Genomic DNA, 18028 nt, shown 5'->3' on the forward strand with positions numbered 1-18028 from the left:
GGAGATAACCATGAGTAAGCACAATGTAATTAATCTCGGAGTTGATAGTTTCTTACCCGCGTTTGTACAAAATGACATTCCACATACGCATTTAGATTGGAAGCCACCTGCTCAAGGTAACACGGAACTTATTGATATTCTTTTTAGACTAGCTACTGAGCTTGTAGATGAAAAAGGTGATTCACTTATTGATAAGGCCAATCAAACTGCGTTTGATAAAATGCGTCAAGGACAACCTGTTTTAAAACGCATCTGTTTTGCGCATGAAATTATTCCAAACATGACTAAAAAAACCATTTTCCATGCAGGACCTCCGATTGATTGGAATGACATGTGTGGTCCAATGCAAGGTGCATTCATTGGTGCGTTAAAATATGAAGGATTAGCTTCCACAGACGACGAAGCCAGAGCCTTAATGCAAAGTGGTGAAATTACTTATGGGCCTAATCATTATAATCAATGCGTAGGGCCTATGACAGGAATGATTTCTTACTCAATGCCCTTATTTGAAGTGGAAAATGAAACGTTTGGTAATAAAGCTTACTGTACTATCAATGAGGGCATCGGTAAGGTCATGCGATTTGGGGCAAATGGCCCAGATGTGATTGAACGTTTGCATTGGCTTGAAAAAGTACTTGCCCCTGCATTAAATAAAGCAATCATTGAAGCGGGTGGCGTGAATTTAAAAAATATCATGTCACAGGCTTTAACTATGGGTGATGAAATGCATCAACGTAACGTTGCTGCAAGCCTGCTTTTTTATAGACAAATCAGTGGTCCGCTAGCTTCTGTAACTCAAGGCAATAAAGATGCACAAGCGATTGTTGAGTTTGTTGCTAAGAAAAATGATCAATTTTTCTTAAATTTAGCTATGGCTGCCACAAAGTCTATTGCAGATACCATCAGAGATATTCCTTATTGCACAGTAGTTTCTGCCATGAGTCGTAATGGGGTTAATTTTGGTATAAATGTAAGTAGCTTAGGTTATACTTGGTTTGAAGCGCCTTGCTTAAAACCGAATGCATTATACTTCCCAGGATATAGTGAAGAGGACGCCAATCCGGACATGGGCGACTCTGCGATTGTTGAGTGCTATGGCATTGGCGGTATGGCGATGGGAGCGGCACCTGCTGTGGTCCGTTTTGTTGGTGCAGAGAGTGTGCATGAAGCTTTTAGATATACAGAAAGAATGCGTGAAATTACGGTAGGTATGAATAATGACTTACCCATTCCTACCATGGACTTTGCAGGCGTTTCTTTAGGTATTGATATCCGCAAAGTCGTTTCAACGGGCATACTACCCGTCATCAATACAGGCGTTGCGCATAAAGAAGCTGGAGTAGGGCAAGTCGGTGCAGGAATTGTAACTCCGCCAATGGATGTGATGGTTGAAGCGCTAAAAGCGTTTGCAGCAAAGGTACTTAAATGACAACACCTGTTAACCTAATCACTTGGTTGGCAGCGGCTCTTCCCATTATGGTGTTACTCTATCTGCTCATTATAAAAAAATGGGCTGTGGTAGATGCCGCCATATTGGGGGTAAGCATTACTTCCATTACCGCTTTTTTTATTTTTAAAGCTCCGTTAACTACCATGAGTTACGAGATAACTAAAGGGGTATGGAATAGCTTATCGATAATTGCTGTTATTTTACCTGCCATTTTTTTATATGAACTCAGTTTGCGAACACGTGCCTATGACAGTATTCAAGCGGCTTTAACTCGGTTAATTCCAGATAAGTATATCCAAGTGTTGGCCATAGGATGGTGTTTTGCCAGTTTTTTACAAGGTCCTTCTGGATTTGGGGTACCTATAGCTGTGACTGCACCTATCTTGATTGGTATTGGTATTAAACCTTTTTATGCCGTCTTAATTCCCCTAGTTGGGCATGCTTGGGCTGGTACATACGGTACCTTGGCATTAGGGTGGCAAGCTTTGGTGCAACAGACATTTTTGGCTAACGATGCTAATGCCTATTTAGAAGCGGCGAGCTGGACAACTGTATTTACAGGTTTAATGGCAGTTTTGGCAGGATTTGTCATAAGCTATTTTTATGGAGGATTCAAAGCAATATATCATGGGTTGCCTGCTATTTTACTTTTAGGTGCCATTATTAGTATAGGTCAATATTTGACGTCACAACATTTTAGTGCATTAAGTGCTGTGCTGCCGACGACATTAGCATTAGGCGCTGTGTTTTTAATTGCTAAATTACCTAGGTATCAAACAAAACAGATAACTTCGTTTATCCATTTAGAGAGTGTAAGTGGCAAAGAACTACATGCATCCAATGAGAAAAATGACTCGAATATCGCGCCTGAAGTTTCAAATTTGCCATCTAAAGAAAATAGGCCAGATAATAGACTAAGTGAACAAAAAAAGGTTGGCATGGATAAAACTCTACCATTAACTTTTATCCAAGCACTACTTCCCTATCTAGTTTTAGTGATTATTTCAGTCATCGTACTTCTTATTCCGAGCGTTAAAGATTTTTTGACTCAATATAAGATGAGTTTTGCTTTTCCTGAGACTCAAACCGCTTATGGACATATTAATACGGCTAATGCAAATTACGGTCAGATAAGTTGGCTTACGCATTCAGGATTCTTTCTGCTCTTAAGTGCGTTATTGACAACACTTTACTATGCTCATAAAAGGGTATTATCTCTTAGTCAAATACCTAGTATGCTTTTGATCACATTGGATAAATCAGTACCTCCTGCTTTGTCTATTATGTTGTTATTGGTAATGAGTAAATTGATGACAGGTAGTAATCAAATTGGAGTACTAGCGGCAGGTACTGCGTCAGTTACTGGAGCTTATTATGCATTTTTTGCACCAGTAGTCGGTACAATAGGCACCTTTATGTCTTCAAGTAATGTCAGCTCTAACATACTCCTAGCTCAGTTTCAATCATCTATGGCAAATATTACAGGACAAAATCCGGCTATATTTCTTGCAGCCCAAACCAGTGGTGGTGCCTTAGGGACTATGATATCGCCGTCGAATTTACTTCTTGGCGTGACTACTGCGGGAATTGTAGGTGCTGAGGGTAGCATCATTAAAAAGTTATTACCAATTATTGGATTACTGCTGTTAATAGTCGGTACCTTAACTCAATGGTTTTCATGATTTATTTAAGAGTCAGGAGTATTATTAATATACACTGGCTCTTTAAAACAGACTTTCATGACATCAATCAGATTAGGCATTTTAAGCGTTCAATTGAGACTCATTGCTATTTATATTGAGCAATAGTAACAATTCGGATGTTCTAAGCTTCTGTTGAAGTAAAAAAAGTGAGTATATGAAACAAAAAATTAAAGCTGTATTGTTTTTTACTTTTAGCCCAATATTAACAGGGTTATTCCTATTACTCATTATTTTATGTTTTTTATTAGTTGAAAATGGCGCTCTTACCATTAAAAATTCAAACTTTATGACATTGATTTTTGATGCATTGTCTGTGATTGCGGGCTTCAGCCTGGGTTCTTTTATGATAGGCTTTATTCCAGCGACATTAGTTGGAATTATTTATGTTAATACGGTTGAAATGTCGATCAAAAAACAAAATTGCCGGTGTACTCTATTTGGTTTTTTGTTTACATCACCAATAAGCATATTTATGTTACTCATGCTAAATTCTAATATAAATAACAACTATGCAATGTCAAATGAATCTATAGACCTTATTCGAATTGCTTTAGCATTAACTCCCTCTCTTTTAGGTGCATTTACTGCTTTTTGTGTTTCCTATTGCTTAAATAAAAATCCGCGAAGACGCCGTTTACTTATGTATTAAACTGTCGAATAAATTTCAATGAATCCGTACTAAAAATGTCATGTGTTTGATTATGTTTAACATATATCTCAAATTAATTTTCTTTTGCGGTATATCACTATATTTCTTTTTCTTTTATTTTATCGTTTCAGAATGTTAGCCAATATAAGTGATATATGCTTATGCAAAGAGTATTGTTTAAAAGCATACATTTTAACCGTGCATTTGCATCAATAAAACAAAAGTTTTACTGTCTATGTGAAATAGTGTGTCTTTAATCACATTACTCATATTTTATAGAGAAATTTACCTTTTGATAAGGTATAAATAGAAATAAGATAAATTAATAATGTTATCGTTTTTTTGTTACAAGGCTTTTAAACTTGCATACGAGTATTTTAAACGCAAGGTGGCTGGATTATTTAAATTAGGCAAGAAAGTGTTAATTTCACTGAATATAAATAACAATGTCAATGTCCAAGAAATGTAGTGTGCATTACCTATAAATTTATGACTTGATATAAATAATAATCAATTACAATAGATTACCGAATGAAAATTAAATTCAACAAAAAACAATTTAATGTTAGTATGTTATTTGTTGTGAATTTTAATGATGCTCACAGCGAGATTAATCTGAAGAAATATTAGATCTCGGATTCATTTTAAAGAGTTAAGCTTTCATGAATTAAATTTTATAACATAAGATCTGTTCTTATTAATGAGGAAAATATGAAGAAAAAAATTTCAAAATTAGCAACGATTATTGGCTTCATGGGGCTTGGTTTATCCGGGTTCGCTCAAGCTAATACTCTAGTTTACTGTTCTGAAGCTTCACCTGAAGGATTCAATCCACAACTTTATACTTCAGGCACTACCTATGATGCAAGTTCGGTGCCCCTTTATAACCGTCTTATTGATTTCAAAAGAGGGACTACGGAAACGCAACCTGCGCTCGCTGAAAGCTGGACTATCAGTGAAGATGGTAAAACGTATACATTCAAATTAAGAAAAGATGTTAAGTTCCATACAACGGATGATTTTACCCCAACAAGAAATTTTAATGCGGACGACGTTGTTTATAGTTTTTTAAGGCAGCACGATGAAAAACATCCGTATTATAATGTTTCAGGGGGAACCTATGAATATTATTCTGGGATGGGAATGCGTGATATGATTCAATCGGTTGAAAAAATCGATGATCATACTGTTGTCTTTAAATTAACTAGAGCAGAAGCGCCATTCTTGGCAAATTTAGCCATGGATTTTGCCTCAATTTTATCTGCTGAATATGCTGATAACATGCTAGCAGCAGGAACACCCGAAAATGTGGATTTATATCCAGTAGGTACAGGTCCATTTCAAATTGATGATTACCAACAAGACTCAACAATTATCTACTCAGCGTTTGAAGATTACTGGGGAGAAAGAGGTAATGTTGAAACACTAATTTTTTCTATAACACCTGATGCAGCAATTCGTTATGCAAAAATGCAAAAAGATGAGTGTCAAGTAATGCCTTATCCTAATCCTTCTGATATAGCGAGAATGAAACAAGATGAGTCCATTAATTTATATGAAGATGCAGGGCTCAATATAGGCTACATGGCCTTTAATGTGACTAAGCCGCCGTTAGATAATGTCAAAGTAAGGCAAGCACTCGCGATGGCTGTCAATAAACCTAGTATCATTGAAAATGTATTCCAAGGTACAGGCCAAGTAGCTAAAAACCTCATCCCACCAACCATGTGGGGCTATAATGACAGTATCGAAGATTATAAATATGATTTAGAAGCAGCAAAAGCACTTTTAAAAGAGGCGGGAATAGAAGGAGAAATAACCATCGACTTGTGGGCGATGCCAGTGCAAAGACCTTATAATCCAAATGCGAAACGAATGGCTGAAATTATTCAAGCGGATTGGGCTAAAATAGGGGTTAAAGCCAATATTGTTACCTATGAATGGGGTGAATATTTAAAAAGGGCTAGAGATGGTGAACATGATGTTGCTTTAATGGGCTGGAATGGCGACAATGGTGATCCTGATAACTTTTTTGCTACACTATTTAGCTGTGATGCGGCGAATAATGGTTCTAACTACGCAAGATGGTGTGATCAATCTTTTGAAGACGTCATTCAACCCGCTAGAGTAAGTAGCAACCAAGAAGAGCGTGTTGCTTTATATAAAAAAGCGCAAGAAATAATGCATGAGCAAATGCCTGCGGTAATGATTGCACACTCAACAACTTTCCAACCAGTAAGTAAGCGTGTGGAAAATTTTGTGATAAGCAAAGTAGGTAAAAATGCTTTTGATCAAGTTAACATCAAAGAAAGTAAATAGTTTTAAACACTTTATGTAGTTAACGTATACAAATGACAATCATCATATTTTTTGCTAACAAAGAATATGATGATTTTTTGTTTTATAAAGTAATTCATTGTCATCGAAGATATTTCTGAGAGAAATTCATGCTGAAATTGATTTTCAAAAAAATAATCACGTTGTTCCCCACTTTTATAGGGATCACACTCATCACATTTTTACTTGTTCATTTGATACCCGGCGATCCTGTTTTGCTAATGTCAGGTGAAAGAGGGCTCTCTGAAGAACGACATGCCCAACTACTTGCTGAATATGGTCTAGATAAGCCACTGCATCAGCAATACATCTCTTATATTCAATCTCTTTTGCAAGGCGATCTAGGTCAATCAATTAAAACCAAAAAACCTGTGTGGGACGAATTTGTTCCTAAGTTTAAAGCCACATTAGAATTGGCTTTATGTGCCTTATTACTCGCGATTGCTGTCGGTATACCCCTAGGTGTGATTGCAGCGGTGAAGAGAGGGTCATTTTTAGATCACGCCACCATTACACTCTCTTTAACAGGTTATTCCATGCCAATCTTTTGGTGGGGCATGATGCTTATTTTAGTGATGTCTATTCATCTAAATCTCACTCCAGTAAGTGGCAGAATAGATCCTGCTCTTGTCAGATTCCCAAGAAGCATAAGAAATGATCTCACAGGATTTATGCTTATTGATACATGGCTCTATGGCAAAGAGGGCTATTTTAAAAATGCAGTGTCGCATTTAATTTTACCGACGATTGTATTATCAACTATTCCCTTAGCAGTCATTGTCAGAATGACTCGTTCAAGCATGTTAGAAGTACTCAATGAAGATTACATCAGAACAGCAAGGGCCAAAGGACTGTCTAAGTGGCGAGTAATTGTTATCCATGCACTTAGAAATGCGTTAATGCCGGTGATAACCGTTATAGGCTTGCAGCTCGGTGTATTACTTTCAGGCGCAGTACTGACCGAGTACGTATTTTCTTGGCCTGGGGTAGGTACGTGGCTAATCGATTCATTAGAAAGAAGAGATTACCCTGTGATTCAAGGGGGTGTACTTATCGTGGCGACACTTATTATTTTAGTTAATTTAGTTGTTGATATACTTTATGGTTATATTAATCCTAAAGTGAGAAATCATTAATTTTGAGGTTTTCATGTCAAATTCAGTCAGTATAGATAATGAAAAAAAGAATTTTCAACCAATGACTCCTTTACAGGAGTTTTGGTTTTATTTTTCTAAAAATAGAGGTGCCGTTATAGGCCTAATTTATGTTGTTGTCATGCTTCTTGTGGCCATATTTGCTCCTTTAATCGCCCCTCATTCCGCTTTTGAATTATTCAAAGCCCCGGAGAACATGAGTTTTCCTTTACCTCCAGCTTGGCTTGAGGGCGGGAGTGCAAAATTTTTACTTGGCACGGATGATATTGGTAGAGATTTATTATCCCGCATCATTCATGGTGCGCGTCTTTCGTTATTGATTGCTTTCGTGGTCGTGACGCTCTCTTTGCTACTGGGTGTTGCTATAGGAATCATTGCAGGCTATGTAGGGGGGTATGTTGATCAGTGCATTATGCGAGTAGCTGATATAATGATGGCATTGCCAAGTCTTTTGCTTGCATTGGTTCTTGTTGCTATTTTAGGTCAATCATTATATACCGCTTCTTTGGCTTTAACATTTGTTGGATTACCCCATTATATCCGTTTAACACGCGCCCAAGTGATTGCTGAGATACAAAAAGATTACGTTGTGGCCTCAAAAATCGTTGGTGCAGGCCACTTTAGACAAATGTTTAAAAATATTTTACCTAACTGTTTGGCACCGCTCATTGTCCAAGGTTCATTAGGCTTTTCAAATGCAATTTTAGACATGGCTGCGTTGGGTTTTTTAGGTATGGGGATTCAACCCCCTGCACCAGAATGGGGCACGCTACTTTCTGATGGGTTAAAATTTTTACAAAGTGCTTGGTGGATTGTTGTTTTTCCTGGAATGACCATACTATTTACCGTTTTGGCTTTTAATCTCGTTGGTGATGGCTTGCGAGATGCGTTTGATCCAAAACTCAAGCAATAAATTATTCTTAGCCTCAAGTGGTCGTCAGAAAAAAAGGATTTGAGGCTTTGGTGTAGTTACCAGAAAGCTATTTACTCTTTGGTTTCTAGCTTACAAGTTCAAGCGCACCAACAGTTAATGGATACCATATTGAATGTATTCAATATTCAAAATATTTAATATTCATAACACTCAAAATTCAATTGATAAAGATTTAAACGCTAAGATAAAAATAGTTAGGTAAAAATATGTTTACCTGAAGCAGATAAAAATAAGTCAAAGCAATGGCATGATAAATGAACTTAGGAAATAAGTATGAGTCTATTAACGTTAGAAAATTTAAGCGTTCATTTTGGTGATAAACCGGCTTTTAAAGCCGTTGATAAAATATCTTACTCTATAGCTCAAGGGGAAGTATTAGGCGTTGTTGGAGAGTCAGGATCAGGAAAGTCTGTCAGTTCTCTCGCCTTGATGGGATTGATAGATTACCCAGGAACTGTCAAAGCTGAACGTATGGAGTTTGATGGAATGGATTTACTCGCATTGAGTGAAAAAGAGAAGCAAAAAATAGTCGGAGCACAAATATCTATGATATTTCAAGATGCCATGACTAGCTTAAATCCAGCCTATACTGTTGGGTTTCAGATAATGGAAGCCTTAAAAGTCCATCAAGGTGGTACAAAAACAGAGAGAATGACACGCTGTATAGAACTACTTGAGCAAGTGGGTATACCCGACCCCATTTCTCGATTAAAAGCCTATCCACATCAACTATCAGGTGGGATGAGCCAACGAGTGATGATAGCCATGGCAATTGCCTGTAAACCTAAGTTGTTAATTGCTGATGAACCGACAACCGCTCTTGATGTCACCATTCAAGCACAAATCATGGAGCTTTTAATAGAGTTACAAAAAAAAGAGAACATGGCACTCATTTTGATTACTCATGATTTAGCGTTAGTGGCTGAGGCGGCTAAAAGAATTATTGTCATGTATGCAGGGCAAATTGTTGAAGTAGCTGATACCACCACTTTGTTTAAATATCCTAAGCATCCTTATACAGAGTCTTTACTGAAAGCTTTGCCTGAATTTTCTGAGGGTAAGGATACCTTAGAGGCTTTACCGGGTGTGGTTCCTGGAAAATATGATAGACCTACGGGTTGTCTACTTAATCCAAGATGCCCCCACGCTAAAGAGAAATGTACACAGGAAGAACCAGAGTTGCAAGAAGTCGGTTCACATTTAGTGAAATGTCATTTTCCGTTAACCGTTACATTTGAATAAAAATACTAATAGAACGTTGATTGTTTTTAGTATATTGACTTAAGCTTTGATATATTAAATGCATACTGCGTTTAGGAAATATACAGAGCTATTCAAATAATAGGATCAGTTTAAATAACAGTGCTTTAATTAATACTAGGCTTACTATGAAAAATGAAATTGAACAACAGACTAAAAATAAAACAGATGATGAAAATGCTTCAGAAAGTTTAAAAAATAATAGTGGGCTCCATAAAACTGTTATTTTAAAAGCAGATAATCTAAAAAAACATTATGAGGTAAAAGCCGGTTTATTCAAAAAACCTAAATTAGTCAAGGCACTAGATGGTGTAAGTTTTGAATTGCGTATAGGATCGACATTAGCGGTGGTTGGTGAGTCAGGGTGTGGAAAATCTACGCTAGGCAAATTGCTTACTATGATAGAAACGCCAACAGAAGGTAATCTCTTTTATCAAGGAGCACCCTTAGCTTTTACTCAATCAGGTGAACAGCTTAGAAAGATTCAAATGATATTTCAAAATCCCTATAGTTCTCTCAATCCAAGAAAAAAAATCGGGGATATTCTCTCTGAACCTCTTATTGTTAATACGCAATTGACCTCAAAAGAAATAAAAGAAGAAGTTCTAGGTGTAATGGCAAAAGTTGGACTAAAAGCTGAGTTCTATGACCGATACCCACATATGTTTTCTGGCGGACAAAGACAGCGCATTGCAATTGCTCGGGGATTAATGCTCAAGCCAAGTGTTGTTGTGGCAGATGAGCCTGTTTCTGCTTTAGACGTTTCTGTCAGGGCACAAGTGCTTAATTTGATGATGGAATTACAAACTAATCTAAATCTTGCGTATGTATTTATTTCTCATGACTTAACTGTTGTAAAGCATATTGCAGATGAAATAATGGTCATGTATCTGGGCCGTTGTGTTGAAAAGGCAAGTACAGAGGTAATTTTTAGTAATCCTAAACATCCTTATACTCAAGCACTATTATCTGCGACACCTAGTTTAAGAGAAAAAAACAAGCAAGAACGTATACGTTTACAAGGGGAATTGCCAAGCCCTTTAAATCCACCGAAAGGGTGTGCATTTAGCGCGCGTTGTATGCATGCTATTGATAAATGTTTTGTAGAAGCGCCCCCCCTTTTAGAATTAAAAGAGAGAAGTATTGCGTGTCATCTGATCCAAAGCTAGCATGAAAACAAAATAAAAAATCAATTATGGCGTACAAAAGTACGGCTGATTATACATAATATATGATGATCAAATTATCTATATGTTAAGCTTATCAATATTTTATTAAACCGAGAATATTAATTTTGAGGCTAATTACAACGAAGGAGACTATATGTTGACTAGCAAAATTTTTAAAAAGTTTGGGAAGGCAATACTTTTAAGTACATTAATAACGAGTAGTTTTACTTTTGCAAATAATGCATTAGTCCTACAAACCGATTTTGGCTTAAAAGATGGTGCGGTATCCGCTATGAAAGGGGTTGCGTTTGGTGTTTCTCCTACCTTACCTATTTATGATTTAACGCATGAAGTACCGGCTTATAATATTTGGGAAGGCGCTTATCGCCTTTATCAGACTATTGAATATTGGCCTAAAGGCACCGTTTTCGTGAGCGTTGTCGATCCGGGTGTTGGCACTGATAGAACTTCAGCTGTCTTGAAGACTAAATCTGGCCATTATATTGTCTCGCCCGACAATGGAACATTTACATTGATTGCTGAAAGATTTGGTATTGAAGCGATTAGAAAAATTGATGAGACTAAAAATAGGCTTTCTGGTTCAGAGAAGTCTTATACTTTCCATGGTAGAGATGTTTATGCATACACAGGAGCACGCTTAGCTTCTGGTGAAATTTCTTTTGAAGAAGTAGGACCGTTACTGGAGAACAAAATAGTTTCAATTGAGTACCAAAAACCTTCAATTGAAGGTAACATCGCCAAAGGTACCATACCTATTTTAGATATACAATATGGTAATATTTGGACTAATATCGATGAATCCTTTCTTGAGAATTTAAACATTTCTTATGGAGATGATGTCTGTTTCACTATCCAGCAAAATGGCAACGTGAAATATGATGGAAAGGCTCCTTATGTGACGAGTTTTGGTGAAGTTAAGGAGGGTGAACCACTGGTTTACTTAAATAGCCTTTTACAAGTTTCTATTGCGCTTAATGTAGACAGTTTTGCACAAAAACATCAAATTGCTTCAGGGGCTGATTGGCATATTGCATTGCAAAAATGTTCTGAATAACTCATTAGAAAATAAACCAAAATTGTGTTGAGTGTTTGCCTAGTTAACTTTGTCATCTGTTAAGTAGGTAAATCGCTCAGTTATTTACTGAGCTATAGACAGTAAATACGATAGTTCTTAAGCTCGTTTTTTGTGTAGATCTGATTCTAAGTATTTGATTTGGCAGTAAGGGATCAGATCTGATGTAAACATCTCAGTTTCTTTATCTCGCTTCGTATTAGATCTCCTACAATTTTTCGAAATAAATGAGAAAATTTCATCTAATAGAGAGCTTTGAATTTCTGTGTGATATTTAATCTATTTTTGATTTTTTTTATACTAATGCTGATATGATAAACAAAATCAATTGCTTAAGGTAAAAAAATCATGTGGAAAAATATTCAACATAGCTTTCAATTCACTAATAATAGTATTAAACAACATAAAGCTTTTGAAGAGTTTGATACGATAAATGCACTCATTGATTGGGAGCAAATTATTAACAACTATCCTAATTGATAGGGTTAACAGCCCGACATAATTTAAACCAACGTAATTATTTTACCTTACTTAAAGTTATTCGAAAGTGTGATTTAACTCGCAAAAAAACAAATTTATCTATAAAAACGACAATGAAATATTGCCCTTTTGTGGCTTTATTGTAACTATTGTTAAGATTGTGTTATATAAAATTATTTAAATTTGAATGCATTGTGTTAACTAATCATTTATCTTGCTGAATGTATTTGTTGAACTAAACTTTAAGGATCTTCCACATGAAATTAGGCAAAATCGCAACGCTGACCTCGTTAGTTTTACTCGGTACATTTACCAATGTTTCGCTAGCTGCTGGTGATACTCTGGTCGTCTCAACTAAATTAGATCCGAGCAGTTGGGATCCTATTGCTACTTTTACTGTGCCTTGGTCTACTGTTGCAACAAATGTTTTTGAAGGGCTTACTTACCGTGGTCCTGATTTAAAATTAGTTCCAGGCCTTGCGACTGAATGGATTGTTGCTGAGGATGGATTATCGATTGGTTTTAAATTACGTGAAGGAGTTACATTTCAAAACGGGGAACCTTTCAATGCAGAAGCAGTAAAATTTACTTTTGAAAGATTATTAGGCGCAAGTGGAGCGAAGGGACCACAACGTTCTAATTATACAGCAATTGAAAGAATCGAAGTAATTGATGATTATTCTATAACTATGCATCTAAATTCTCCCGATCCAGTGCTATTGACTAAATTAGCTGGTTATGGCGCAATGATTGTTCCCCCTAAATATATTACCGAAAAAGGTGAAGCCCATTTTGCAAGTCATCCTATAGGTACAGGTCCTTATCAAATTGTGAACTATGAGCCTAAAGTGGATGTAAAACTCAAAGCTTATGATAACTATTGGGGGGAAAAAGCAAAAATCCAAGACATTCAATTTAAATTCATCGCTGAACCCGCGACAGCTGTTGCTGAGTTACAGGCTGGAACAATTGATATTGTGGTCGACCAAATCCCACTAAATACAATTAAAACAATTAAATCGAAAGATTTTCTGGATGTAATATCCGTGACAGGACCAACAGTCATGGCATTTCGCTTCAATACTAAATCAGGTATTACGCAAAATAAAGACGTTAGAAAGGCACTTATTATGGCTGTCGATCGTCAAAAAATAATTGATACCATTTTAGCAGGGCAAGCTCAATCGATTGTCGGTTTTCAATCAGCACTTTCATTCGGTTATGATGAAACTTTAGAAGGATTACCTTTTGATCCTGAAAAAGCCAAGCAAATGTTAGCTGCTGCGGGTGTAAAACCTGGTGAGAAAATCCAGATTGATTATCGTGCTAACGATCAGGTACTTGGTCAAGTAGTTCAAGCTTTAGCGGGATATTTAAAACGAGTTGGTATTAACGTGGCTTTAAAACCGTATGAAAGCAGTGTTTATTTAAATGATATTGTTCCTGCGGGTAAAACCGGCGAAATGTTTTCACAAGGGTGGGGTGGATGGACATTCGATTATGATAATACGGCCTATCTGATGTATCACACTGGTGAGAAATGGAATCCTTATGACAGTGATCCTCAATTAGATAAATTACTTGAATCACAAAGACCTATTACCGATCAAAAAGAACGAGAAAGAATTTTAAAAGAAATTAGTGCTTATGTAGCGAATGAAGCTTTAGAAATGCCCCTCTATAATATCAATACGCTCTATGGAATAAACAAACGCGTTCAAAATTTCGAACCAGCCCCAGATCAAAGGATTCGATTAAATAACGTTACATTTAAATAATAGTTCTTTGATTTCACAAAGCCTTTTGTGTGTAAAATTTAGAATTTCCTATCAGACTCTTAATAAATTGTCTTGATGAGTGTGATAGGAATCCAATCCTTGGTTAAAAGATAGGTTAGAATATTGTGTTAGTATTTTTATTCAAGAGACTTATTCAGTCTCTATTCGTTATTATCGCTGTGACATTGATTGTTTCTTATGCAATTCGACTCACTGGTGACCCTGCTGTCATGTTGTCTCAAGGGGCTGGGAGTGTCAATGAAGCTGATTTAGAGATGATAAGAGAGTCTCTTGGCTTAAATAAACCCTTTTTAACACAATATGCCGAATTTATTATTGGAATCAGCCAAGGCGATTTTGGAAAAAGTTTTATCGGTTCAGTACCTGTTAGCCAGTTAATCCAACAAACGCTTCCTGCGACACTGATATTGGCATTTTGTTCCATGTTGGTTTCAATTCTGATTTCTATCCCTCTTGGGATCACCTCTGCTGTTCATCAGGGTAGATTTATTGATCAATTTATTAGAGTTATTTCACTGATTGGTTTATCTTTTCCTAATTTTGGGCTGGCGATAGTGCTTGTGTTATTTTTTTCAAGTTATTTACAGTGGTTACCTGCGAGCGGAAAAGAAGGATTGAACAGCATTATTTTACCTTCAGTCACAATGGGAATTATTTTGACTGCGACCAATGTCAGGTTGGTGAGAACTTCGATGCTAGAGACATTACGCACTCAGTACGTGATGGTTGCAAGAGCCAAAGGCTTATCTGAGCGTGTTGTACTTTATAAACATACATTGCGTAATTGCTCCATTCCTCTCATTACCTTTTTTGGTCTTCAATTTGGCGGATTGCTCGGTGGTGTAGTGATTATTGAAAAAGTGTTTAATTGGCCAGGTTTGGGCAGTTTAGCCATGGATGCTATTTCTGAGCGAAATTATCCTGTTTTGCAGGGTGTTATAGTCGTTTTGGCTTTAATGATTGTAACGGTTAACTTATTGGTAGATATTGCTTACGGTTTGGTTGATCCAAGAATACGCAATAAATAGTGATTGAAAAGTACTCGAAGAGAAGCACATGATGAAATCAATTAAAATACTCTTAAGGCATCTTGAATTAACATTAGGTATTTCCTTAGTCAGCCTAATTGTTTTAGGTACATTATTTTCCGGATTTTTATTTCCTGCTGGGGCGGATGATATGGATCTCAATGCCATGCTTTTACCCCCTTTTGTTGAATGGGCTCATCCTTTAGGAACAGATCAACTGGGGCAAGACATTTTAGCTCGGGTCATTATCGGAGGCAAACAATCACTTATGGTTGGGTTTTACTCAGTGATTGGAGCGTCAGTTATTGGTATTTTAGTGGGATTGATTGCAGGATACTACCGTGGTGTTGTTGATATGTTTGTGATGAGATTTGCGGATGTTCAATTGGCATTACCTTTTATCTTACTGGCCATTACTTTTGCTGCCATATTAGGTAGCAGTTTACAAAATATGATCTTGCTTATGATCATATCTCAATGGGTACAGTACGCAAGGTTAGTCAGAAGTTCTGTTCTTTCTTTAAGAGAAAGAGAATTTATTCAAGCAGCTAAAGCAATTGGTGTGAATGACTTTAAAATTATCTTTAGGCATATTCTCCCTAATCTTATGGCACCAGTGATTGTTTTAATGACACTTAATATTGCTAATAATATTTTATTGGAAAGTAGCTTAACCTATGTGGGTGTTGGCGGAGATCCTTTGGTTCCTAGTTGGGGTGGGATGCTCTCTGAGGGTAGAACTTATATCCAAGAAGAATGGTGGTTGAGTGTGTTTCCTGGTCTTGCAATTTTATTTACAGTGTTAGGTTTAAATCTCATTGGTGATTGGTTAAGAGATAAATTCGACCCTACAGGGAGGCAGTAATTATGAGTCAGATGTCCCCCCCTTTAAAAACGATTTTATTGGAAAAAAAATATGCAAGGCTTCTTAAGCATTTTTCTCTTGCTACCCAAGAGGTCGAGAATAAGAAAATAGAAGTTTGGGTTTTTGATGATATTGATACTCAAAGAGAAATGGAAAAAAAATGGCGCGATATCGGTATAGATATCAGCTTTATGAGTGCCTATAAACCTTTGGTTCATCAATTGATGAATGTTCTGCGCCAAGCTGAGAATAAAGCTATTCGTGCTATAAATATATATTACCCTAGGCATGAGTTGGTTTCTGAAAAGCGCTTTTTATTGGAATGCTACCCAATTGCAAGTTGTTATCCTGATATTACATTTACTTTTATCCCCCAAAAGAATGTACTATCAGATCAAATTGTAGCGGCTCAAGAAGAAAATATCGAGAAGGCCGAATTCGAGTTGTCTACTTACGAACTCAACTATTTAATTGAGGCGCATTTTTTAGATAATACCCATAAGCAATGGTCTATTTTTGCACCAAATCGCATTAAAAGAGAACATACGGGTGAGTTATGTCTATCGCAATGTGGTTGGATAAAAATCACCGATAAGAAAACAGGTAAGATAGAAAAAAATGCACCAATAGATACAGAGTTTGAGTTAGTATTTGATGAGATTATAAAAACCATAAGATCAGAGGCAAAACAAACTCTTCAACGTCTTCAGCAAAAAGGGCAATTAGCAAAAAGGCCGCTTTTTTTTCAACAATTGGCCATTACGATTGAGTTACCTTATCAGGAGCTTAAGTTGAATGTTGATGAAGAAGTGATAAGTTTGCAAGAGGCTCTTCACGAAGAAGTCTATTTTTCGCTTCTTGAATTATTACAATATGAAGCGAAGCCTTATATTGGCGATAGTGCTGATAGGACTTTACAAGTTGGACAAATTATACCATTTATCAAAAAAGCTAAAGCAAGTGCTGAATTTATCACTTTACGTATTGAATCACTTCCTTGTGTCGATAACGAGATCAAGATATCAGACTTATCAATCGGTCAATCTGTGGATAATCATATCCTTGAGAATGATCTTGAGAGTAATTTCAAACGGAATATTTTCAATAATAGCCCTGCTGAGGAGCATAACTCATTAGATATCTCGGCAATGAAGTTGAGCATGTTATCTGGACCTATGCCTCAAACAAAAATTGATAGTTTATTGGCTGCCATATTGCACTTTAATACATCAAAGGCAGTAATTCCTTATGTGGCCAAAAGTGTACTAGGTCGAACGATTCAAGGTTATTATGTCTCAGGTGAGGATTCTGCTGTATTAATCAGTGGTGCTCAGCATGCTAATGAAACAACGGGTCCAGTGGGGGCGATTCGTGCTGTAGAGCAGTTACTTTTAGAACCTACTTGTCATTTAGCGATTACTCCTATTGAAAATCCGGATGGCTATAATTTGCATCAAGAACTTATCCAAGACTTTCCATGGCACATACATCATGCAGCGAGGTATACCGCGTTAGGAGATGATTTGGAATATAGAGATAGCGCTCCCTTTTACGAAAAGGCTATTCGCTATCAGGCACTCAAAGCCAGTGGAGCTACACAGCAATCCCACCCTTTTAAATTACATATCAACTTACATGGTTATCCTTCACATGAATGGACAAGACCATTAACAGGTTATATCCCTAAGGGCTTTGAATTATGGACTATCCCTAAAGGATTTTTTTTGATTATTCGCCATCATAAGGAATTTAAATCACTTGCTGAGGAATTAATCCAAGCTGTTACTGCTGATTTAAATAATAATTCTGAGCTAAAGGCATATAATCAAAGACAAATTGCAAGATATGAAATGTACGCAGGGGAACTACCTTTTAGAATCATAAATGGATTTAGTTGTTTGATTTCTGAAGATCAACGTCACGATATTCCAGTAACTCTTATCACTGAATATCCAGATGAGACCATTTATGATGAAGCCTTTATTGCTGGACATACAGCACAAATGCAAACAGTGATAGCTGCATATAAGCATTGGCAAACAATTTTCAAGTAGAAAATCTAAGCTTTGAAGTAAAGATAAATTTTCTTGTACTTGACCATAATATA

The 18028-nt window shown here is 36.6% G+C and carries 14 protein-coding genes; all 14 read left to right on the forward strand.

Annotation, left to right across the window (positions count from 1 at the left end; genetic code table 11):
- The first annotated feature begins 10 nt into the window (after positions 1-10).
- Positions 11-1429: a YlbE family protein gene (locus ACFFIT_RS03810; RefSeq protein WP_385876326.1), complete on the forward strand. Its 1419-nt coding sequence runs from the start codon at positions 11-13 to the stop codon at positions 1427-1429.
- The gene (locus tag ACFFIT_RS03815) at positions 1426-3132 is read left to right on the forward strand and encodes an L-lactate permease (protein ID WP_385876327.1); all 1707 of its coding nucleotides are present in this window, start codon (positions 1426-1428) and stop codon (positions 3130-3132) included. The genes ACFFIT_RS03810 and ACFFIT_RS03815 overlap by 4 nt, the downstream gene beginning before the upstream one ends.
- A 175-nt stretch (positions 3133-3307) precedes the next feature.
- Positions 3308-3802 (forward strand): hypothetical protein, encoded by a 495-nt coding sequence (locus tag ACFFIT_RS03820; RefSeq protein WP_385876328.1) that lies wholly within the window; start codon positions 3308-3310, stop codon positions 3800-3802.
- Between the two features lie 711 nt (positions 3803-4513).
- Positions 4514-6121 carry an ABC transporter substrate-binding protein gene (locus ACFFIT_RS03825; RefSeq protein ID WP_385876329.1) on the forward strand — a complete coding sequence of 536 codons (1608 nt, stop codon included), beginning with the start codon at positions 4514-4516 and terminating at the stop codon, positions 6119-6121.
- Positions 6122-6249: 128 nt separating this feature from the next.
- Positions 6250-7275 (forward strand): ABC transporter permease subunit, encoded by a 1026-nt coding sequence (locus tag ACFFIT_RS03830; RefSeq protein WP_385876330.1) that lies wholly within the window; start codon positions 6250-6252, stop codon positions 7273-7275.
- A gap of 13 nt (positions 7276-7288) precedes the next feature.
- Positions 7289-8206, forward strand: coding sequence for a dipeptide ABC transporter permease DppC (gene dppC / locus ACFFIT_RS03835; RefSeq protein ID WP_385876331.1), 918 nt, complete (start codon positions 7289-7291; stop codon positions 8204-8206).
- 294 nt (positions 8207-8500) lie between these two features.
- Positions 8501-9469 carry a dipeptide ABC transporter ATP-binding protein gene (gene dppD / locus ACFFIT_RS03840; protein ID WP_385876332.1) on the forward strand — a complete coding sequence of 323 codons (969 nt, stop codon included), beginning with the start codon at positions 8501-8503 and terminating at the stop codon, positions 9467-9469.
- Between the two features lie 146 nt (positions 9470-9615).
- Positions 9616-10656 (forward strand): dipeptide ABC transporter ATP-binding protein, encoded by a 1041-nt coding sequence (locus ACFFIT_RS03845; RefSeq protein ID WP_385876333.1) that lies wholly within the window; start codon positions 9616-9618, stop codon positions 10654-10656.
- A gap of 154 nt (positions 10657-10810) precedes the next feature.
- Positions 10811-11731, forward strand: a complete 921-nt coding sequence (locus tag ACFFIT_RS03850; RefSeq protein ID WP_385876334.1) for an SAM hydrolase/SAM-dependent halogenase family protein — start codon at positions 10811-10813, stop codon at positions 11729-11731.
- A gap of 366 nt (positions 11732-12097) precedes the next feature.
- Positions 12098-12229: a hypothetical protein gene (locus tag ACFFIT_RS03855; RefSeq protein ID WP_385876335.1), complete on the forward strand. Its 132-nt coding sequence runs from the start codon at positions 12098-12100 to the stop codon at positions 12227-12229.
- 257 nt (positions 12230-12486) lie between these two features.
- On the forward strand, positions 12487-14007 hold the full coding sequence (locus ACFFIT_RS03860; RefSeq protein ID WP_385876336.1) for an ABC transporter substrate-binding protein: 1521 nt from the start codon (positions 12487-12489) through the stop codon (positions 14005-14007).
- 125 nt (positions 14008-14132) lie between these two features.
- Positions 14133-15056, forward strand: coding sequence for an ABC transporter permease (locus ACFFIT_RS03865; RefSeq protein WP_385876337.1), 924 nt, complete (start codon positions 14133-14135; stop codon positions 15054-15056).
- A gap of 28 nt (positions 15057-15084) precedes the next feature.
- The gene (locus ACFFIT_RS03870) at positions 15085-15921 is read left to right on the forward strand and encodes an ABC transporter permease (protein ID WP_385876338.1); all 837 of its coding nucleotides are present in this window, start codon (positions 15085-15087) and stop codon (positions 15919-15921) included.
- Between the two features lie 2 nt (positions 15922-15923).
- A complete protein-coding gene (locus ACFFIT_RS03875) occupies positions 15924-17975 on the forward strand; it encodes a M14 family zinc carboxypeptidase (RefSeq protein WP_385876339.1) in 2052 nt (683 codons plus the stop codon).
- Positions 17976-18028 lie beyond the last annotated feature (53 nt).

Origin of the sequence: Thorsellia kenyensis (genome assembly GCF_042432445.1) — a bacterium.
GTDB lineage: Bacteria > Pseudomonadota > Gammaproteobacteria > Enterobacterales > Thorselliaceae > Thorsellia > Thorsellia kenyensis.